This is a genomic window from Fortiea contorta PCC 7126, from assembly GCF_000332295.1.
GTDB lineage: Bacteria > Cyanobacteriota > Cyanobacteriia > Cyanobacteriales > Nostocaceae > Fortiea > Fortiea contorta.
This window is the reverse complement of record NZ_KB235930.1, coordinates 2,786,876-2,808,134: the sequence shown is the minus strand read 5'-3', so window position 1 is coordinate 2,808,134 and position 21,259 is coordinate 2,786,876. Positions and strand designations below refer to the sequence as shown.

15 protein-coding genes and 1 tRNA gene are annotated in these 21,259 nt (G+C 41.9%); 5 read left to right on the top strand and 11 right to left on the bottom strand.

All coding sequences use genetic code 11. The features are described from left to right. Positions 1–59 precede the first annotated feature (59 nt). Positions 60–1,010 carry a LysR substrate-binding domain-containing protein gene (locus MIC7126_RS0113010; RefSeq protein WP_026100222.1) on the bottom strand — a complete coding sequence of 317 codons (951 nt, stop codon included), beginning with the start codon at positions 1,008–1,010 and terminating at the stop codon, positions 60–62. A 721-nt stretch (positions 1,011–1,731) separates the two neighbouring features. On the opposite strand from MIC7126_RS0113010, the gene MIC7126_RS0113005 reads away from it, so the two are divergent. Both MIC7126_RS0113005 and MIC7126_RS0113000 read left to right on the top strand, forming a co-directional pair. Further along, entirely contained in the window at positions 1,732–2,151 is a 420-nt protein-coding gene (locus MIC7126_RS0113005) for a YidH family protein (protein WP_017653593.1), read from the top strand. 449 nt (positions 2,152–2,600) lie between these two features. Then, positions 2,601–3,032, top strand: a complete 432-nt coding sequence (locus MIC7126_RS0113000) for a nucleoside deaminase (protein WP_017653592.1) — start codon at positions 2,601–2,603, stop codon at positions 3,030–3,032. Positions 3,033–3,351: 319 nt separating this feature from the next. On the opposite strand, the gene MIC7126_RS0112990 is transcribed toward MIC7126_RS0113000, so the two are convergent. The 4 genes from MIC7126_RS0112990 to MIC7126_RS0112975 all read right to left on the bottom strand — a co-directional run bounded on the left by MIC7126_RS0112990 (position 3,352) and on the right by MIC7126_RS0112975 (position 11,035). Further along, on the bottom strand, positions 3,352–4,494 hold the full coding sequence (locus MIC7126_RS0112990; RefSeq protein ID WP_017653590.1) for a PepSY-associated TM helix domain-containing protein: 1,143 nt from the start codon (positions 4,492–4,494) through the stop codon (positions 3,352–3,354). A gap of 85 nt (positions 4,495–4,579) precedes the next feature. Next, entirely contained in the window at positions 4,580–7,174 is a 2,595-nt protein-coding gene (locus tag MIC7126_RS0112985) for a TonB-dependent siderophore receptor (RefSeq protein ID WP_017653589.1), read from the bottom strand. A gap of 186 nt (positions 7,175–7,360) precedes the next feature. Next, positions 7,361–8,215, bottom strand: a complete 855-nt coding sequence (locus MIC7126_RS0112980; RefSeq protein WP_017653588.1) for a sulfurtransferase — start codon at positions 8,213–8,215, stop codon at positions 7,361–7,363. Between the two features lie 189 nt (positions 8,216–8,404). Further along, positions 8,405–11,035 (bottom strand): trans-splicing intein-formed DNA polymerase III subunit alpha N-terminal partner DnaE-N, encoded by a 2,631-nt coding sequence (locus MIC7126_RS0112975; RefSeq protein WP_017653587.1) that lies wholly within the window; start codon positions 11,033–11,035, stop codon positions 8,405–8,407. Between the two features lie 104 nt (positions 11,036–11,139). Between MIC7126_RS0112975 and MIC7126_RS0112970 the strand changes: the two genes are divergently transcribed. Next, on the top strand, positions 11,140–12,432 hold the full coding sequence (locus MIC7126_RS0112970; RefSeq protein ID WP_017653586.1) for a dicarboxylate/amino acid:cation symporter: 1,293 nt from the start codon (positions 11,140–11,142) through the stop codon (positions 12,430–12,432). A 236-nt stretch (positions 12,433–12,668) separates the two neighbouring features. After that, positions 12,669–15,956 (top strand): EAL domain-containing protein, encoded by a 3,288-nt coding sequence (locus tag MIC7126_RS0112960; RefSeq protein ID WP_051050396.1) that lies wholly within the window; start codon positions 12,669–12,671, stop codon positions 15,954–15,956. Between the two features lie 13 nt (positions 15,957–15,969). Here MIC7126_RS0112960 and MIC7126_RS0112955 read toward each other — a convergent pair whose 3' ends face one another. The 5 genes from MIC7126_RS0112955 to MIC7126_RS0112935 form a co-directional block, all read right to left on the bottom strand. Then, positions 15,970–17,481 carry a hydroxysqualene dehydroxylase gene (locus MIC7126_RS0112955; protein WP_017653583.1) on the bottom strand — a complete coding sequence of 504 codons (1,512 nt, stop codon included), beginning with the start codon at positions 17,479–17,481 and terminating at the stop codon, positions 15,970–15,972. Positions 17,482–17,547: 66 nt separating this feature from the next. Next, entirely contained in the window at positions 17,548–17,988 is a 441-nt protein-coding gene (locus MIC7126_RS0112950; RefSeq protein WP_017653582.1) for a DUF29 domain-containing protein, read from the bottom strand. Between the two features lie 38 nt (positions 17,989–18,026). After that, the gene (locus MIC7126_RS0112945; protein WP_017653581.1) at positions 18,027–18,476 is read right to left on the bottom strand and encodes a DUF29 domain-containing protein; all 450 of its coding nucleotides are present in this window, start codon (positions 18,474–18,476) and stop codon (positions 18,027–18,029) included. 144 nt (positions 18,477–18,620) lie between these two features. Further along, positions 18,621–18,693: transfer RNA gene (locus MIC7126_RS0112940), tRNA-Arg, on the bottom strand. A gap of 29 nt (positions 18,694–18,722) precedes the next feature. Next, entirely contained in the window at positions 18,723–19,895 is a 1,173-nt protein-coding gene (locus tag MIC7126_RS0112935; protein ID WP_026100221.1) for a murein hydrolase activator EnvC family protein, read from the bottom strand. 276 nt (positions 19,896–20,171) lie between these two features. On the opposite strand from MIC7126_RS0112935, the gene MIC7126_RS0112930 reads away from it, so the two are divergent. Continuing rightward, positions 20,172–20,462: a hypothetical protein gene (locus tag MIC7126_RS0112930; protein ID WP_017653579.1), complete on the top strand. Its 291-nt coding sequence runs from the start codon at positions 20,172–20,174 to the stop codon at positions 20,460–20,462. A gap of 79 nt (positions 20,463–20,541) precedes the next feature. Here MIC7126_RS0112930 and MIC7126_RS0112925 read toward each other — a convergent pair whose 3' ends face one another. Next, positions 20,542–21,255, bottom strand: a complete 714-nt coding sequence (locus MIC7126_RS0112925) for a Uma2 family endonuclease (protein ID WP_017653578.1) — start codon at positions 21,253–21,255, stop codon at positions 20,542–20,544. Between the last annotated feature and the right edge of the window lie 4 nt (positions 21,256–21,259).

Below are 21,259 nucleotides of genomic sequence, written 5' to 3'. Positions count from 1 at the left end.
ATCGGCAACAAGCAACCTGGAAAAACTAATGTATGGATATTGCCATGCAACATCTATGATTAATAGTTGGATATATCCAATACTGATGATATGAAAGATTGTTCAAATGTTTTTGAAAGAGCAGTTTGAAATCGCTGCCGATGTTTGAGTTTAAAAAAGGGTCGAACTATCTCTACATGCATACTGGGTTTTTGGCGATTATCAATCACCCGCATAGTGCGGAGAGTTCCCAGTTGTAGTTCTTTTTTCACCATTAATTCAGAAATACCTGTGGCGCCCACACCGCTTTCGACGGCGGCTTTTGCCATTTCGCCACTATTAAATACTAAAATTACATTCAGTTCATTGAGATTAATTTGCCAATTCGCCAACGCTTCCTCAAACCGTTGTTGTGTACCAGAGCCTGATTCTCGCATTACCCAAGGGGTTTGATTCAGTTCTGTGAGATAAATTTCTCCGCGTTCAAACCACGGGTGTGTTTTCCCAACTACAATTTGTAAGCGATCGCTCCCCACAATTTCATACTCTAGAGTACTCTGGAGTGCGGGCTTGACATCTCCTTCCACCAAGCCTAAATCAAACTGACCCATCGCTGTTCCCACACAAATTTCTTCTGTATTTGCCAAAGAACAGTTAATCTGAATGCCAGGATATTGACTCTTAAACTCACTAATCTTGCTAGGTAGCCAATAGTTACCAATTGTCAGACTAGACCCTAATTTCAATTCACCCCGTTGCAAATTGTTCAATTCTCGCAAACCTCTCTCAGTGAGAGTAACTTGGTCGAGAATTTTTTGCGCCTCTACCTGTAGTAATTTACCGGCCTCAGCCATCTCGATATGACGACCGATCCGATGAAACAATTTGACTCGGTATTCCTGCTCTAAATTCTGGATTGCTGCGCTGACGGCGGGTTGAGTAATATAAAGCTCTTCCGCTGCACGAGTAAAGTGTAGATGCTCCGCCACAGCTACAAAGATTCTTAGCTGCTCAAGCGTCATCCCTGCCATTGCCAATGTCCTTAAATTATGAAGTATGAAGTATGAAGTCTGAAGTATGTAGACGCCTGAAAGGCGGCTTGCCGCAGGCTAGGATGAAGTCTGAAAATTATGAAGTATGTAGACGCCTGAAAGGCGGCTTGCCGCAGGCTAGGATGAAGTCTGAAATTACCTTGTCCGTAAGAGGATTGGGGATTTTGAGGAAAAACTTAATTTTTTTCGCCCGTACTTAGACAAGTGGTTGAACGGTTTGTTAACCACATATAGTTTGTACTAATTCATACTTCATCCCTTCTGCGGTCAAGTTTTTAATTATTTGTTTTTATCATTTTGACAAAAAAAAGCATTTGTTTCTATCATTTTGCTAGTTTAAAGTATAAATCACAGATGTTACACAGGGAGCGAGCCAGTCAGGGACTTGCAGATAAAAAATAATCAATCGCTTTGGTGAGGAGAGCGAGCAAAGGGAGAAGAAATCGGATACTCCTGATTGAATGCAGTAATTGAGTAATTTAATTTTTAGATGTCCCCTAGATAAAATTGCCAAAATTTAGCAGCACTGTTTCACGTAGCGATTTAGTTAGGCAATAATTCGATGTTAAAGCGAAACCGACATATCACCGCAGTGAAATTGTTACGCGGCTTACAGGTTATCTACAAGGTGTTTTGCTACTATATTGAGATTGTTGTCAAAAAAATATTTCTAAAATTAAGGGTGTTTTTCATAAGATTAATGTCTAAGCCCGTTGTGGACACAGAAGAGAAAAAAAAGTTAGCAAAATTAAATCCCTCACGAGTACGGGATCATCTAGCGAACGAACGCACCTATCTAGCTTGGATGCGAACAGCGATCGCTTTATTGGGTTTTGGTGTGGTCATCGTCCGCTTGCGAGCTTTCCAAGCACCCTTGGTACCTCATCCTGGTACCGGCTGGAAGTTAGGTTTAGTCTTCTCGTTAGTAGGTTTAATCACCGTCTGGCTCTCAACGGCACACTATTTCACCGTTCGCCGCGATATTGAAGAAGATACCTACGAACCTTCAGACCGCTGGGTAATCCTATTTAGTCTAGCTATTATCATCCTGGGCGCCGGAGTGATCTATTTTGTGTTTACAACTCCTCTAGACCCATTAAGTTCAGCTATCCCTGAATGAAAGGGAACAGGGAACAGGGAATACACGAGGGGACGGGGTTTCAACCTACCCTGTGAGATGAGGATTTTTTTGCCCACAAGGGACGAGGCTTTAAACCTTTACTTCTTTTCGTAAAAATCTGGTTTTTGCTCAGGGATAGCTGAGGTTGGGGGCTAGAAACTAGTACAAGAAGCCTGAAGTATAAAGTATGAAAGTAAGAAGTATATAATATATGCTTTTTACAGTTTTACGATAGTAGCCTTATTTACGCCGTGCTGTACTAGGGGCGCTTAGGCTAGCTAGGGCATACCTCGTGTAATACTGTTATATCTAGAGATGTTGCAACGCAATGCCTCTATATATGTTTTAAATAGCACATATCTAATTTTTCAAATCGTATTTTCAATATTTGATTCCCCTAGCCCCCAACCTCTAGCTCCCAACCCCTAATATCCAAAAGGCAAAAAAAAATGGATGAATTTATGACTGCAGCGATTCAAGAAGCAAAACAAGGTAGACAAGAAGGTGGAATCCCCATTGGTTCAGTTTTAGTTAAAGATGGCAAAATTCTAGGCAGAGGACACAATAAGCGCGTACAAGACGGCGATCCTATTACTCATGCAGAAATTGATTGTCTCCGCAATGCGGGGAGAGTTGGTAGTTACAGAGGAACAACATTATATTCAACCTTAATGCCGTGTTATTTATGCGCTGGTGCAGTGGTGCAGTTTGGGATTAAAAAAGTCATTGTGGGTGAATCTAGAACTTTTCCCGGTGCTAAAGATTTTATGGTGTCTCATGGTGTCGAAGTAATTGATTTGGGGCTGGATGAATGTGAGCAAATTATGAGTAATTTTATTGCCACTAACCCTGAATTATGGAATGAAGATATTGGTAAATAAAGATTTGAACATTAAAGGTTCTACCATACTTATTAATAATAATACAAACACGTTGGTAGGAGCACGCAGTGCCCACTGGTGTCAACTTAAGCTTAAAGGCTTACCCGACAAAGGTTTTACCCCACCCCTAACCCCTCCCCTTGGCAAGGGGAGGGGAGGTTTTGCGTCAGCAAAGCCGGGGTGGGGTAACGTGGATTGTGATGCTCAGTGAGCGATCGCATCTGGGGAAGGGTTTCACGTTAAGTTGACACCAATGGGCACTGTTCCCTACGAGAAATCTATCGGTGTCAACGTTTTTGTGAATTGGTATTACGCCCACTTATTTAACAGATTTAGCCATTTCCAGAGCTTGTTCTCTACTAAGATTATCTTGGCGATGGTAGCGATACATCACAAAGCCGGTGAACAATAAAATTAGCGGTGCAATACCCACAAATACATAAAGAATGCGGGTAGTTAAACCACCAAAAGTGCCGTAGTGCATGGGTGTAAACCAACTGAGCACATGGTCTGCTCTTGATAGCTTTAATCCGTTGGTGAGTTGCAAAATTTCGCCTGTGTATTGGTTGAGATAAACGCGGCTTTCACCATAATCATCTGAGTTTTCTTGGGGAAGTTTTTTACCAATTAAAAACACTCCATCGGGTTTTTGGGGTAGGCGAATAAATGTAGTGATTGCTCCCGGTAAAGCAGCGTCAGCTTTTGGCAAAATTTCTGTCAAAGATAAAGCCGATTTACCAGCAATAGGTTGAGAAACAGGGGTGGGTCGAATGGGGGTGAAGGTGACAGCATGAATCGTCGGCTGGGCTTGGTCGTAAAAGTTCCAGCAGAAACCTGTGAACGCAATCATGGTTAAAAATACAGCCGCAACTACACCTGTTACTTTGTGAATATCAAAATTCACTCGTTTAGGATGTGCTTGCAATTTGATTTTGAAGCCAGCAATTAATTTGCGCCAACCGGGCCATAAAACAATGCCGGTGATGCTAAGGATGAGTAGTAATAATGCCGCAATTCCGACGATAATTTGACCAATATCACCAGCCAAAAGTTGATAATGGAGTTTATAAGTCAAGCCAATTATGGTTTTTTCCCACTGACGAGAACCCATAACTACGCCTGTGTAAGGATTGACAAAAACTTCTAGTCTTTCTTCTTTTGGTGATTGTAAAAAGGCGCGGTAGGGAATGTGAGGATCTGGAGGTGTGTTAATGCCTGATAGTTTAAAATTTGGCTGGGAAGCAAAGGAAGTTTTGATATTTTCTAAAACAGTATCTATGGGAACACGTTGCTCTTGGGGAATTACTTGTCCAAATTCTTGGCGGATTTGAAATTGGTTGAGTTCTTTTTGAAATACAAGCAAACTGCCAGTTAAGCCGACAATAATTAATATTAATCCGACGAATAAACCGATATAGCGGTGCAGATAAAATACTGTATTCCGGAGTGGTTTGGAATTCATGGTTGATGCTTTTCAGTGATAATTTGGGAATTAAATTAACAGAGATAATGCAGTTGACTGGGAATGAAAATCAGTTCGCCCTACTTCAAAACTCAAAGGAAATAGTTCCTTGAACTGTCAGCGGTTCAGCAGCATAAACACTTGTCCTACCTGTAGCAAATTCATAGTAATTAAGGTCGAACAAATTCCTGATGTTGATCGCAGTGCGGAACCTATCTTGTTTGTAGAATATGGAGGCATCAGTCCGCACATAACTTGGCACAGTAAAACTATTTGCTAAATCTCCCTGTGTCTCTCCTTTATAGAAAAAGCCTAAGCCGAACCCTAAACCTCTCAAGCCACCTGATTGAATCTCATAGCTTGTCCAGAGGTTGAAGCTGTTTTCTGGTGCATTATTTAAACGATTCCCCACCGCAAATGTGTTATCTTTGGTAATTTTGGCATCGGTATAGGCATAGCCTGCAAAAATATTCCAGCCTGGTAATATTTCGCCTCCTAGACTCAGTTCTAAGCCGCGACTGTTTTGCTCACCTGTTTGAATAGAAAAGCCTGGTCTTACAGGGTCAGTTGTCAAGACATTAGAGCGTGTGAGGTCGTAGAAAGCCAGCGCAGCAGAAAGCTTGTTGGTTAAATCTGCTTTGACTCCCACCTCATACTGCGTACCACTTTCAGCTTGAAATGTACTGCCATCAAAAGCAATGCCAGCTACTGGGGTAAACGAGCTACTGTAGTTGGCATAAAGTGAAACTGGTTGAATGGGTTGGTAGACAATGCCTACACGGGGACTGAATGCACTTCCTGATACTTGTGTTTGTGTATTGGTGACAAAGTTATTGTCTGTGCGCTTAAAAGTATCAAATCGTACACCCAAGAGGACTTTGAGATTGTCTGTGAGCGCGATTTGATCCTGGACGTAAACGCCTAAGGCATCTGTTTTGAAGCCGCTACTAAACCTTGTAAAAGGAGCACCGAGCGGCTGACCATACACGGGGTTAAATATATCTAATGGTGCGATCGCTCTGCCAATACCCAAAAAGTTGGGTGAATCGAATCTACTGAGGTCAACACCGAATACCAATTGATGCTCAATCGAACCAGTGGAGAATTTGCCAATCAAATCTGTTGTAAAGTTATACCCTTGTTGCAGAAATGTTCTTTCGGTATATTGGCGATTCAGAGTGCGATTGTTAGCTTGAAGGCTAGTACCAAATGTTTCGTCTATAGTTGCATAATAAGACGAAAATCGAAATTCATTTCGCAACGACAAACTGTCACTAAATTGATGCTGTAATTTGTAGCCAATTCTATAAGTTTGTACGTCAAAAGGTCTGTCAGTAGGCTCTGCCACATTGAGACTGAGCGGTATACGACCATTAGGATTGGATACCACTGAACCAACGGCTGGTACACCAAGCGCGGGTTCATTGTTGGCAGACGAGAATTCTCCTTCTATAGTTAGCTTTGTGCGATCGCCAATGTCAAAGCTGATCACAGGTGCAATAAACAGTTTGTTGGATTCTACAAAATCGATAAAACTGCCGATGTTTTGGTAGGCTACATTCAACCGATATAAAACTGTTTTGGAATCGTTTAGCGGCCCAGATAAATCGATTGCACCACGGTAAAAGTCATAGCTGCCAATTGTAGCCTCAACTTTGGAGAATGGATCGCGTAATGGCTGCTTAGTAATTAGGTTAACCGTGCCTCCTGGATTAGCACGACCAAAGAGTACGGAAGCTGGGCCTTTCAAAACTTCTACTTGATCAATGTTGGCGAAATCAATTTGACGTGTGCCTACAGGATCTGGTAGTCCATTTCTCAGAACATTTCCTGAGTCATCTCTGGCGGTAAAACCCCGAATCACCAGAAAAGTTCCATTGACAAAGTAAGGCGCTGAGGCTTGATTTACTCCAGGAACATTTCTCACCGCTTCTTCTAAACGAGTCACATTTTGAGCTTCCAAAACCTGTTTAGGTACAACCTGTATCGCTTGAGGAATATCGCGCAGGGGTGTATCGGTTTTAGTTGCAGTTGACGAATCTCGAACACGATACCCATCTTGCTCACCCGTCACCACCAACTCAATTGGCTCGTCATTGGTCGCTGCTGCTTCTGGTGGAGTCTCGACGACGGGGTTTTCTGCTGTTGGTTGTGTCGGTGGTAGTTGTGAAGTTGCTGCAGGTACCAACTCAAAAATTAAACCCTCATCGCTATCAAATAGCTCCAGCTTGGGTACTCCTGCTTCTCCACTCACTGTCACCCTGATAGTATTACGCTCTACTTGAGTTACTTTTATACTCGCAATTCCTGCGGCTGGCTTGTCAGCACTAAATTCCTTAGCATTCTTGAGAACCAGTTGACTATTAGGAATATCTGTAATTAATGTATTTCCCTCAGTGCGGGTTGCGGGTTGCAGTTTATCTCCTTGCTTAGTTTCTAAAGTCACTTCAACACCAGTGTTAGTTTTGTTAAGACTAACTCCTGTCACCTGTATGAGGGCTGGGGTTGATTGAGCAAGTAACTGCTGAATCTGAGTGAGTCGGGAAATGTTTTGTGTGGTATTGGAATTAATCCGGTTTTCCGGCTCATTTCCGGACTTATTCTCTGCCCAAGCAGGCTGAGTTATGAAACTGACTATTACGCATAGATGCACCCCAGGCAGCGATCGCCAACCTTTCATACTGCTCTCACACTCAATAATGGATCTTACCTATTGCATATAGTTCTTAATTGCAATAGAAAATTAGTATACAGAATCATTAGCAATAAAGTCTATACAGGAATCATATTTAATTAAAAAAAACTCAGTACACTTTTACTCCCTAATCCCTAATCCCTATTCCCTATTCCCTAATCCCTGCTATACCTAGACAATTCGGCTATCAATGGGTAGAGAGAAATCACGCGACCATTCATTCCAAGAGCCAAAATAATTCTTAATATAGATTCCGGCTGTTTGCAAAGCAACAAGTGTATTCGCCGCTCTCGAACCTTTAAAGCAATAGACATAGACATTCGATGCGGGCGTAATACCCACTGACTGACAAATTTCCAGAATTTCGGCTGTGGAGCGAAACATGGGAATTTTTGATGCGGTATTCATCAACAAATGCCATTCTAGCCAGACTGCATTAGGGATTCTACCTTTGCGGGGACAAAAATCAGGAGCGTAAGGAGAAGAACTTAACCCTTGCCATTCGATGCGATCGCGCACATCTAATTTTATAATTGAGGGGTCATCTAATGCCTGCAACATTTCCTGTGTTGTCACCAACATCGCCGCATCAGGATGCAATCTAAATATTTGACTTTCTCGATTTGGTAACTCATCAGTAACAGGTAATCCAGCTGCTAGCCAAGCTTGATATCCTCCATGCAAAACAGACACTTGACCACAACCCAAATACTTGAACAAAAAAGCTCCGCGACAAGATTGTCCATAACCGCGATGTAAGCTATCTTCATAAATAATCAGACGTTCTGTGCCAGAAATTCCGGCTTGGCTGAATAATTCAGCGAAATGCTCGTGTAATTTTTTTAATCCTTCTGGATGGGAATTCTCTAAAATATAACTGAACAAATCTCGAATATTGATAGCACTAGGAAGATGAGAAACAGCATATTCTTCCGGAGTCCGCGTATCTACAATGACAACTGATGATGAATGCTTTTTAAGCAGTGAAGAGAGTTCTTGGGGGGAGATGAGGAGTTTGGTGTCCAAGATAGAATGCTTCTGTAAATTGTCCCAACGGTAATTATCACCCTTCCCCAATTAGTGCTTTGAAGTAGAAAGCACAGAAGCATAAATAGTAAGTGTTACACAAGAACTTTAATGATAACAAATGCTAGTTTGTAGTCAGCACTTTAGTGCTTTTATATTCGAGGACTAAAGTCCTGACTACAAGCAGATTTACTTACCAACACCTTTCACCTGCAGCAAATCTAAACCCCGGGCAAATATCTCATCAATGGGTAACATTTCCCCTTGAGTAGTCATAAATTTATGGTCTTTTGTTGCTCGAATTATTGAACCATCTTCTAAACCATATTCAAAAACTTCTTGTTGACCGCGATGATGCCATTGTGCTATTGGTTGAGTGTAAACATTGCCGTGAATATCAACACTAAATACGCTACATTCAATATTTTTTTCGACAATTTCCCCAATAGCAAGCAAGCCATATTCCACCGTTAAAACTTGCGTTTTATAGCTCAAGCAATATTCCGCAAACTTCAACATATCTTTGAATAATTGCTCGGCTACTTGCTTTTTCACACCATTCTTTGTCGCACCATCAATAAACTTTTCTTGCTGCTTTTCCATCTCCGCAACTTTCTTTTTACCCATGGCGCGACGCAGCAAGTCAGCTTGTCCTAGAGAATATCCTGCCATATCTTGAGCAATTTTCATGATTTGCTCTTGATAGACCATAATTCCATAGGTTTCGTTTAATATCGGTTCTAAAATATTAGTTTCATAATCAATATTCTCTCGTCCATGTTTGCGGTTAATAAATTTGGGAATTAATCCTGCATCCAACGGCCCCGGTCGATACAACGCTAAAATTGAAGAAATATCTTCAATATTAGAAGGCTTCAAATCTCGGACTATCTGTTTCATCCCTGAAGATTCTAACTGAAATATCCCTTCCAATTCACCTGCTTCTAATAGTGCATAAGTTTTTTGCACATCTTTTGGCATGGTGCTATGTTCACCTTTAGCTAATATCCTTTGGACTTTTCTTTCTTGACTAGTGATTTCATCTGGATCAATTCTATAGCCGTTGGTTTCTTCAATTAAATCCAGAGTTTTTTGAATTAGTGTCAGATTTCGTAGTCCCAGAAAGTCCATTTTTAATAAACCCATTGATTCCAAATCTTCCATGAAATACTGGGTAATCACTGAGCCGTCATTATTCTTTTGTAACGGGACAATTTCATCTAATGGCTCTGCAGAAATAACTACACCTGCAGCATGAACACCAAAAGTTTTATTAGTTCCTTCAATTCGCATCGCCATATCTAGCCAATGGCGCACATGGGGTTCATTATCATATTTAGCTTTAAATTCTGGTTCTGGGGTTTGGTCAGAAATCATTATCTTGAGTTTAGTTGGTTTCCCCCGCACCACAGGAATTAATTTCGCCATTTTGTCTGCTTCGCCGTAGGGAATATTTAAAACTCTGGCGACATCTTTCAAGACTGATTTAGAAGTAAGGCGGTTGAAGGTAATAATTTGCGCGACTTTATCCGCGCCGTATTTCTCAGTTACATAAGCAATCACTTTATCTCGTTGCTCAATGCAGAAATCTGTATCAATATCAGGCATGGATTTTCTTTCTGGATTCAAGAAACGCTCGAATAATAATCCATGATGCACTGGATCAATGTTGGTAATTCGCATTGCATACGCCACCAAAGAACCAGCCGCTGAACCCCTACCGGGACCCACGGGAATGTTATTATCTCTAGCAAATTTGATGTAATCCCACACAACTAAAAAATAGGTAGCAAAACCCATTTGTTGGAGCATTTTTAATTCATATTCCAACCTTTCTTTATAGACTGTATCTACTTCGTTGCGGGATTTGCGATTTAATCTTTCTAATATTCCTTCCCAAGCTACTGTTTCTAAATAAGTGTCAGGCGTGTGACCAGAGGGAATGGGCGGGGTGGGAATTTTCGGCTCACCCATGATGTGATAAGGCTCGACTTTATTCGCCACTTCTTCAGTCGTGGCTATGGCTTGGGCGATGACATCATCCGGTAAATGGTCACGAAATAATAATTGCATTTCGGCGGCTGATTTGAGATATTCAGTGCCGCTATAACGCATCCGATTTTCTTCAACAATTAGCTTACCAGTTTGAATACATAACAAGGCGTCATGGGCTTCAACATCAAAACAAGAAATAAAATGAGAATCGTTAGTCGCTACAAATTTAATTCCTAATTCACGGGCGATTTTAATAATTTCTACGTTGACGATGCGGTCTTCTTGGGAACCGTGGTCTTGAATTTCTAAATAATAATCTTCCCCAAATACATCTTTATACCATTGAGCAACTTTGCGGGCTGCATCTGGTCTACCGCTGAGAATAGCTTGGGGAACTTCTCCACCTAAACAGGCGCTGGTGACAATTAAACCTTCATGATATTGTTTTAAAAGTTCTTTATTAATACAAGGACGGGAAAAAATTCCTTTTCCTTGTACACCTTGGAGATGGGAAATTGTGGTTAATTTAACTAAGTTTTTATACCCTTTAGTATTTTTAGCGAGAACCACTTGATGATAACGGGGACGGCGTTCTTGCTTTTCAATATCGCCGTTAATAATATACATTTCGTTACCCAAAATCGGCTTGATGTTTTGACTGCGGCAGATTTTAATTAATTCCACCGCGCCATACATGACACCATGATCCGTGAGGGCGATCGCTTTCATCCCCAGGGCGATCGCTTGATCAACCAACTCTGGTAACTGACTAGCTCCATCAAGTAGGCTATAGTCACTGTGGATATGTAAAGGCACAAAAGACATAACACCAGCAAGCGCAACGGCATACTAGGTTAACGCAGTTTGCGTATTTTTCAATCCCAACAAAAACAATTTAAATAGTCAAATCAGTCACCCCATACTTAGAAATGAGCCAACCAGAGAGTATCACTTCGCTAGAAACCAGAACCAGACCTTGGTGGCTGCGTATCCCTCTGACGTGGCAAATATTAATCGCCCTAGTGCTGGCGATCGCTCTAGGAATTGCCCTCGGTGCAGGGCGTCCCAGCCCCGCCAATGCCACTTTAATTACAAATTTGGCAGTTCCGGCAGAATTAATACTTAAGGCTCTTCGTGCCCTAGCTACGCCCCTAATTTTAGTCGCAGTGCTGCACACCTTCATGACCACCGATATTCCCGGTACAGCGGGACGACGGCTAGCAGTGCTGCTATTAACCAATACCACCGTCGCCATCTGCATCGGACTTTTAGTCGCCAATGTTTTGCGTCCCGGTACTTGGGGCGCGTTAGCAGCACCGAGTAATACACAAGTCACCGAGCCAAGCCTTGATCCCTGGGATCTAATCAAGGATGCAGTACCCGAAGCCATCCTCAAACCTTTAGTAGACAACAACGTCATTCAACTCATCGTCATTGCTCTTTGCTTCGGAATCGTCTTGCGGGGATTAAAATCAGAACAAATTGCCCAAGGAAAAACAGCCTATCAACCAGTTGAAGATTTCATTGGTATTGTTTTCGAGGCGGTGATCCGCATTCTCAATTGGATCATTGCGTTGGTACCGTTAGCAGTCTTCGGGATTGTCGCTAAAACGGTCGCACAAAGAGGTTTCGCCCCTTTTAAATCTCTAGCAGCTTTTATTGTAGTGGTGTTGGTAGCCTTGGCGTTACAAGCTTGTTATTACCTCACCAGAGTCTATTTTGGTTCTTGGGTTTCGCCGCAGAAATTCTTAATTGGTGGTGCTGATGCTTTTTTGACGGCTTTTTCTACCTCTTCTTCCACGGTAACAATGCCCATCACCTTTGAGATTTTACAAACAAAAATCGGTCTGCGGGAATCTTCCGCTTCTTTGGGTGCATTGGTGGGCGCCAATTTCAACAACGACGGTACGGCTTTGTATGAAGCCATGTCTGCATTGTATATTTCTCAAGTTCTGGGACAACATTTAGATTTAGGACAGCAGCTGATAGTTGTCCTCACTTCGATTGTCGCCTCGGTGGGTGCTGCAGGTATTCCCAATGCTGGATTAGTCACAATGACTCTAGTTTTTACATCCGTCGGCTTACCCACTCAGTATATAGCTTTGTTAATCACCGTGGATTGGTTTTTAGACCGCTGTCGCACCGCCATCAACGTTATGGGTGACATGACTGTCAGCGCTTTATTGGATGGTAAAAAGCCTCGTGCTTTGGATGAAGGGTAAGGGACTTGTTGGATAAATATTTTTGGTGTTGTTCAGTGGGATGATTTTTGTCTCACGCATAGACGCGGAGAGGCTTCCCGCAGGGTAGGCACAAAGGCGCAGAGAGTAAGAGGAGAGAAGAATAAAATTTTTGAGTTTCATCCTTCATACTTCATCCTTCATCCTTTAGTTGACCTTGGTCGCACGATGGGCATTATAAAATTATCTGTTGAAAAATTTTTAATGCTCTGGCACGAATGTTGATATCTTCGACTACTTGGACGGCGGCTGATTTAGAGTCAGCGATTGTTCGTAACCCGCTGATAGTTTCTTCTGATACATCTGTGATGGCGGCAATCACTCAGATGAGCGGTAGTCGTGCGGTGTGTTCAGCTTCCAGAGAGGCAGATTCAGAAATTCAAACCTTGCATTTGGAAGCACGGTCAAGCTGTGTGCTGATTGTGGAAGGAAATAAATTACAGGGTATTTTTACTGAAAGAGATGTGGTGCGTCTGAGTTCACAGAAGCGATCGCTAGATCAATTGGCGATTAGTGAAGTGATGGCCCATCCTGTCGTTAGTTTACATCAATCTGCATTCACAGATCTGTTTTTTGCTGTGAATCTACTCCAGCAGCATCATATCCGCCACTTACCACTGCTGAATGAGCAAGAGCAAGTTGTCGGACTACTGACCCATGAAAGCTTACAGCATTTGTCGCGCCCCATCGATTTGCTGCATCTGCGGTTAGTGGCAGAGGTGATGACTTCCCGGGTGATTTCTGCGGCTCCCGATGTTTCTATGTTAAGCATCACTCGACTGATGGCAGAACATCGCGTCAGTTCGGTGGTGCTGACAGAACAATTTCCAGCAGCAGGTAATATCTTGCAAATACCAGTAGGAATTGTCACAGAGCGAGATATTGTGCAATTTCAAGCTTTGGAACTGGATTTTGAACATCAAACAGCACAATCAGTGATGAGTACCCCCGTGTTTTCCGCTAGTCCTGATAATTCGCTGTGGCTTGTACAACAGGTGATGCAGCAATATTTGGTAAAGCGGATCGTAGTAGTTGGCACTCAGGGAGAGTTGTTGGGAATTGTCACTCAAACTAGTATTCTCCAGGTGCTGAATCCTTTGGAGTTAACTAATTTAGTGGGAGTGTTGGAACATCGAGTGTCTCGGTTAGAAGCAGAGAAATTAGAATTGTTGCAGAATCGCAACGCCGAATTAGAGCAGCAAGTCCAAGAACGGACAGCTACCCTCAAGGCGAAAGCAGAACGGGAGCAGTTAATGGCGACGATCGCTAGACAAATTTGCTCATCTCTGCATTTACAAGATATTCTCGACATCACAGCCCAAAAACTGCGATCTCTTTTGCTGTGCGATCGCGTGCTGATTTGGCAATGTCAACCAGACGGGAGCAGCGTTGTGGTGGCTGAATCGGTAGCTAGCGGTGTTGGCTCTCACCTAGGTGCACAAATTGCTCATAACTGTCATGTGACTGATTGTTCTGAGACGGCTTGCTGTGAACGGATTCGGGTTGTATCTGATACCAAGACTACCAAGATCAGTGGAGGCGATCGCCAGTTACTAGAAACAATGCAGACTCGCGCCGAAATTTTAGTGCCGATGATCCAAAATTGTCATCTTTGGGGACTACTCAATGTAGTGCAAACTCAAGCGCCCCGACAATGGGAAACTGAAGAAATTGAGCTATTGCAACAATTGTCAACTCAATTAGCGATCGCCATCCAACAAGCCACCGCTAAAGAGCGTCTGCAAACTGAACTAGCCGAACGCCAACAAACCGAAACCCATCTGCGACAAAGTGAACAAAGATACGCTTCTCTAGCGGCCGCAGCACCAGTCGGTATTTTTCGCACCGATGCTCAAGGAAACTGTCTTTATGTCAACGAACGTTGGTGCAAAATTGCGGGAATAAGTGCTGAAGCTGCTATTGCTCAAGGATGGTTACAAGGAATTCACCCCCACGATTTAGAAAAAGTTGCTACCGAGTGGTACCAATCCGCCCAAGAAAATCGTCCTTTCCAGCTAGAGTATCGTTTTCAAAAACCTGACGGTAGCGTGACTTGGGTATTTGGACAAGCGGTGGCTGAAACTGATGCGGCTGGAGAAATCATTGGCTATGTGAAAACAATTACTGATATTAATGAACAACTCACGGCTAGGCGCGATCGCCAACATGCCGAAGAACAACTAATTTATAATGCACTCCATGATAGTCTGACTGGTTTACCCAACCGCAATCTGTTGACAAAACGACTAGAACTAGCAATTAATCGAGCCAAACGCATCGAAAATTATCACTTTGCTGTGTTGTTTCTTGATATGGATCGATTCAAAATTATCAACGATAGCCTAGGACATTTAGTCGGCGATCAACTATTAACTATCATTGCTCATAAATTAAAATCCCAAATTCGTACCAGAGACTTAGCGGCTCGTTTGGGTGGTGATGAATTCGTGATTTTGTTAGAAGATATTGACGGTATCGCCGGAGCTATTCAAGTTGCTGAAAGAATTTTGTCGGAATTTCAATCCCCCCTCATCCTGAATAGTTATGAAGTTTTAATTACCACCAGCATCGGTATTGTTTTAGGCAAAAATTACCATCTAGCCGAGAATTTGCTCCGCGATTCAGATATTGCTATGTATCGAGCTAAAGCTAAAGGTAGAAGTTGCTATAAAGTTTTTGACGCCCAGATGCATACCCAAGCACTCATGCGGCTAAATTTAGAAAATGACCTGCGTAAAGCTCTCGAACGTCAAGAATTTATCATCTACTATCAACCAATTTTCGACCTCAACAATCATCATCTCGTTGGCTTTGAAGCACTAGCGCGCTGGCTACACCCCACACGTGGATTTGTTTCTCCCGCAGACTTTATACCCATCGCTGAAGAAACAGGACTAATTGTTTCTTTAGATAACTGGATGCTTTCCACTGCCTGTCAACAACTCGCTGACTGGCAAACTCAATTCCCTAGTTTATCACCACTAAAGGTAAATATTAATCTCTCGGTTCAAGACCTCCGCAAAGTTACCTTAGTTAAGGATGTAGAATACATTCTCACGCAAACTGGTTTAGATGCTCACTGTCTCACCTTAGAAATTACAGAGAGTATGCTAATTGAAAATATTACCGAGACAATCACGATTTTAGAACAGTTAAAATCTCTGGGAATTCAAATTAGTATTGACGATTTTGGTACTGGCTATTCATCACTCAACTATCTTCATCGCCTCCCAGCCGATAGTTTAAAAATTGACCGTTCTTTTATTCAACAAATGCAACAAGAAAGTCGCAATTATCAAGTTGTGAAAACTATTATTACCCTCAGCAACCAACTCGGACTAGTAGTTATTGCCGAAGGTATTGAAACACAACAGCAACTGCGATCGCTCCAAGAATTAGGATGCGAATTTGGTCAAGGTTATTTGTTTTCTAAACCTATAGCTGCTAAGGAAATCGAGGCACTTTTGAGGCAAGAAAATTTAACTCAAGCCTGTACAAATGACTAATTTAATTATCGACCTATGGTAGCCAAAAATCAGGTAATAAAGATTTACCTAAACGACTCACAGTTTGATTAAAATTTCTGGCAATTTTTATATGTGCTTCGTCTTCCTCAACGGGTAAAATTTCTGATAATTGACCGCTACCTAAATAAGAAATCACCGAATTTGCAGCTTCTAAACCTGTCACATAAGCCTTTTCTTGTGACCAGGAACCGTGGCGATTGACAATCCAATCTCCACTCATAAATACATTCTCAAAACTGGTTTTAGCCGAGAGCATATGTTGATAGCTACCAGGAGCAAAGTGTGTGACTGCATTGGGTAAGCGAATCACACTGCTATCAATTACTTTTGCTGATGAAAATGCTGGTACACAAGTTGCTAAATAACCATGAACTATGGAGATAATTTCCGCATCACTCAAATTGAGAAATTGATTAGCATGATAAAAATCAGCTTCAATTACTGTTCCTGGTTCATCTTGATATTCATCATGCAAAGCATTTAAATCGAAAAATGTCCATCCAGTTGTGGCGTCAAAGCCAAAACAAGCATTAGAAGGACGAGGAATATTGATTTTGCGGTCGAACCACAGCCGAGTTGCTAATACATCAATTGCTCCCAAATTCTGCAAATTGCGGAACTCTTGACGGCTCTGTAAATTAGGGCTAATTGAGACAATTTTTTTCATACCTGTGACACCAACTGCAAAAATTACCGCATCGGCGTCAAATATTTCATCACCACAAACAACACCTGTGGCGCGATTATGACTATCCACAATTATGTTAGTGACTCGGCGATTAGACAGTAATTTTGCACCAGCTTTTTCAATCTGTTTTACCCAAGGACGAAAGATTTTTTCTCCTACAGTTCCTCGACACCAAACTACATCAAAATCCTGTTGATGAGCAAGAATAAAAAAGTAGAGCATTCCTAAAGCTGCAGCGGCTGAACATTGTTCACCAGGAGCAAATAAACCCACTAATAACATAGGTTCAAAAGCATCTTTATACAGCCTAGCAGAAACACCGAAATCTTTGAACAATTCACGGGCGGTTATACAGTCATAGCGTAGCCAAGCTGCATCAGAATTGTCAAAATCAACTACAGCATAAAGTAAAGGTAAGGCACTAAGACGGTCAATTAATGGTAGTCTCTGAAACTGAGTGTAGAGAAATGTGCCCAAGGGTGCTGGGAGTCTGGGTAAATCTTGAAATATTGGTGATTCAACTTCTAATCCAGCGGGTGAATATTGAGCAGAACGAGTCCAAGTTGTGAAGGGATTAATTTCTAGTTTATTGATTAAAGAAAAAATATTTCTGTAAGGATACCAGAAGCCATGAATACCTGCTTCTACCGATTTTCCTGCGGCTGTTTTCCAGCCTGCTACTAATCCACCGGGGTAAGAACCTGCTTCTAGCAGGGTAACATCATACCCTTGTTTAGCTAAGTGGTATGTTGCGCCTAAACCAGCCCAACCAGCACCTACAATTACTACCCGTTTTTGTTGCGACTCTGCTATCATCCCCGTCTCCGCTGTTTGCAGTCCATCAATCAATTTAGCAGATGTGTAAAACAGAATTACATTATTTTAATACTTGCTGTCGTCGGGTAAAAATTCAGGCGAGACAATTTCTGTTAAAGTGTAGGGACAGATTTTAGGAAATAAAGATAATCCTGTTTCTCGTTCTGCACTCAAGTTAGCTAAAGGGTAAATTTTTTCTATTGTTTCTGCGAGACTAGAGTTGAGACTAGGGTTTTCTTGGAGTAGTTTTTCTAGGCGCAGACGTTGTTCTTTAATGGTTAATTCCCAACTCCGCGAGCGTAAATTAGGCTGAAACTGCCATTTCAACAAGTGCATAATTAATATTTCTAATCTACTTTCTAATTGTCGTTTTTCACTTCGTCCCATGTCTTCTATTTCGGCGGCGAGATTTTGCCAATCTATGTGTTGAAACTGTCCTGCTCTTAATAGATTGGCTTGCTGCTGTGTCCAAGCGTAAAAATCATTTTCATAAGCGGCTGTGTTCATAAGTTATGCACCGAGTTACATGACCAATTAATTGCTAACTACTTATCCCAAAATTTTTCGATTAACAAAGTTTCTACGTTATTCGGAAAGGGGCAAATATCAGGAAAATAGATATCAGAATAATCATCTCTAACATTTTCTAATGCCATTTCATAAGTTTTAGAGAGAATTTCTAAAATATAGTTTTGCAGACTTGGTGAATCTTCTAATTCAATTTTTAATTGCTGGCGAAAATTGCGAATTTCTATTTCCCCACCTCGGTAACAGTCTGACATCGGGACATAACACCGTTTTAACAAGTGTTCTAATAAACGCAATAAGAAACTTCGCACAGCTTTACGCTGACTTTTACCCAAAGATTCTACCTCTTCGATTAAATTCTCCCAATCTAAATTTTCATTGTCTCTTGCTTTTAACTTTTTGACAGTATCTTCAACCCATAGAAAAAAGTCTTGATCGTATAGGGTTGTTACTGATATTTTGTTCATGAGATTTATCTCGCATTTATTTCAATTTTATCTAGATAAAGCGATGCCAATAAAGCTCAACGGTGGGGTTGGTATTTTTTGCAGGTGAGTAAAGCAGATCTAGTTTATAGAACCGCTATCAATTGTTTTTAAAAACTTTTAAAACGAGCGCGGAGGGATTTGAACCCCCGACCCACAGAACCGGAATCTGTTGCTCTATCCACTGAGCTACGCGCCCTTACTCATCGTGAGTATAGCACAAAAATGTTAAAGATAATCGGCGGGGTTAACGGGTGTGCCGTGGCGACGGACTTCAAAGTGGAGGTGAGGCCCGGTGGATAATCCTGTAGAACCGACTGCAGCGATCGCTTGTCCTCTCTCTACTCCCTGTCCTTCAGCAACGAACAACTCGCTGGTGTGTCCATAAAGTGTAGTTATTCCTTGACCATGATCGATAATTACGGCTTTGCCATAGCCACCATACCACCCAGCAAAAATCACGGTTCCGGAATCGGCTGCTCTAATTGTAGAGCCGTAGCTAGCAGCAAAATCTAATCCTGCGTGGAAGCGGCGATCGCCAAGAACTGGATGTATTCGCCAGCCAAAAGGACTACTGGTAGGTGCTTCACTGGGATATGCTAACATCCCAGTTCCGTGAATCATGTTTGCTTTGGCTTGTGCTGCGGCTACTTTTTGTTGAATGAGGATTGCTAAATTGCGGGAATCTGTTTCTAACTGGTTTTGGGCTGCTTCTAGAGATAGGCGATCGCTATTCAAGCGCTGAATCAATTCTGATTGTGTCTGCGCTTGAGCTTGATAATCGGCTTTTTGTGCCAGTAATTGCTGACGAATCAATGCGATTTCATTTTTTTGCTGTGCTACTGCGCTTTTTTGGTTGTTGATGCGGTTAGCTTGGGCACTGAGTTGAGTTAAAATTTGTTGGTCTGTTTGATAAACTAACTTCAGTTGATGACGACGGCTGAGAAAATCGCTGATGTTGCGGCTTTGCAATAAAACACCCCATCCTTGGGAAGCAGGCGATGCCTGCGGCGGGCTGCGCCTACGCTGTAAAAATCGCAGCCTAGTCACAGTCGCTAGTCGGCGTTGTTCATAAGCGCGTTCTGCCTGTGCTAAATTAACTTGCAACTGCTGCAGACTAGCGGTAGCTAGCTTTAACCGCGACTCGCTATCTTGAATTTGGCTTTGGGTAGTTTTCAGATTTTGCTTTAAACCAGTCAGGTGATTTTCAGCTGCATTTTGGAGATTAGTTAAGCGATCGCGTTCTCTCACCACCTGCTGACGCTGTTGTTGAATTTGTTGCTGTTGCTGTCGCAGAGTATCAATTGCAGGTGTCGCAGATACCGGCAACCACAACAGCATACAGTAAAGCATCAACCAACACCAGCCAAATTTTATACATTGCACAATGGGCGCTTTCATGCTGTTAGAGCTAGAGAATTGCGAGCATAAACAGCATTCTTCCCAAAACTCAGCCACATCTAACAGCAAGTTTTCGGTTCCCTATCTTGTATTGCATCCGGCGCAAAAATGTCAGTATTGAGTAATACCATTTTCAAAAAAGAATGGGACAGTAGGGGCGAACGGTTGTTCGCCCTGATCTGATCAACCATTCATCTGTTGTTCGCCCTGATCTGATCAACCATTCATCTGTTGCAAAAATTATTTAAATTGGTATAAGTTTATTAATTAACAAGCATGAAGACACGCCTAGCAATTCTTTTAATTACCTTAGTGTTTCCCGGTTTAGCAGTGGTGGGAGTATCGCTGTATTGGTTTAATCTCGATTATGACGCACTAGGAAAAGCAGAAAAATATGTGGAAAAGCTGGTACAGGAAGGAAAAGTCAACGACAGACAATTAGAGTATAGCTATCATCGCACCTTTATTCATCGCATCAACGTATTTGCCGATGGCACTTGGGGATTATTGGGAGGTGTCATCGCGGGACTGGGAATACATGGAATGGCGACTGTTAAGGATGAGTAAGGGATAGGGGAGTATCAGTAGGGTGAGTTGAGCGGAGCCGAAACCCACCAAAACCCTCTTCATCTCCTAATGAGAATTTTTAATCAATTGCATCTGGATCAATATTTAATTCTCGCAATTTCGCAGCCAATTTTTCTACTTTTTGTTCAGCTATTTCCTTTTGCTGACGTTCATATTCTGCTAACTCGGCGACTTCTTCAGGGGTAGGAACTAACTCACCTGCTGGCGTAAAAAATCGCAATAATCCTTGATAAATACCCAAATATAAGTTTAACTGTTGGCTCCACAAATGCCCTTGATTATTAGGTTCTAAAGGATGATATTTACCATCTAACAAATGAAAGCCAGCAAATTCTAATGTATAGGGATCAAACCAAAAATAATCAGGAGTCCGAAAAGTATCTTGGTAAAGTTTTTTCTTACTATTTCTGTCAATATTAGCTGTTGATTGCGAAAGAATTTCTAAAATTACGTGGGGATATTTTCCCTCCTCTTCCCACACAACCCAACTTTTACGGGTTTTGCGTTCTGTGTCTAGCACCACAAAAAAATCTGGGCCGCGGAAATGTTCTGTTTTGCGTTGATTTTCGCTATAGTAAATTGTTAAGTTGCCAGCAGCGTAGAAATCATGGCGATCGCGCCACAACCATTTTAGACATTTTAGTAAGAGCATGATTTGCTCTAGATGTAGTTCGCTTTCCAAGGGAGGCTCATCGCTATATAAATCACCTGGAGGAACAATAACATCTTCTGCTATGTCCTGTGTAGTCTCTATTTCTTTAGCTAGAGTCATGGTT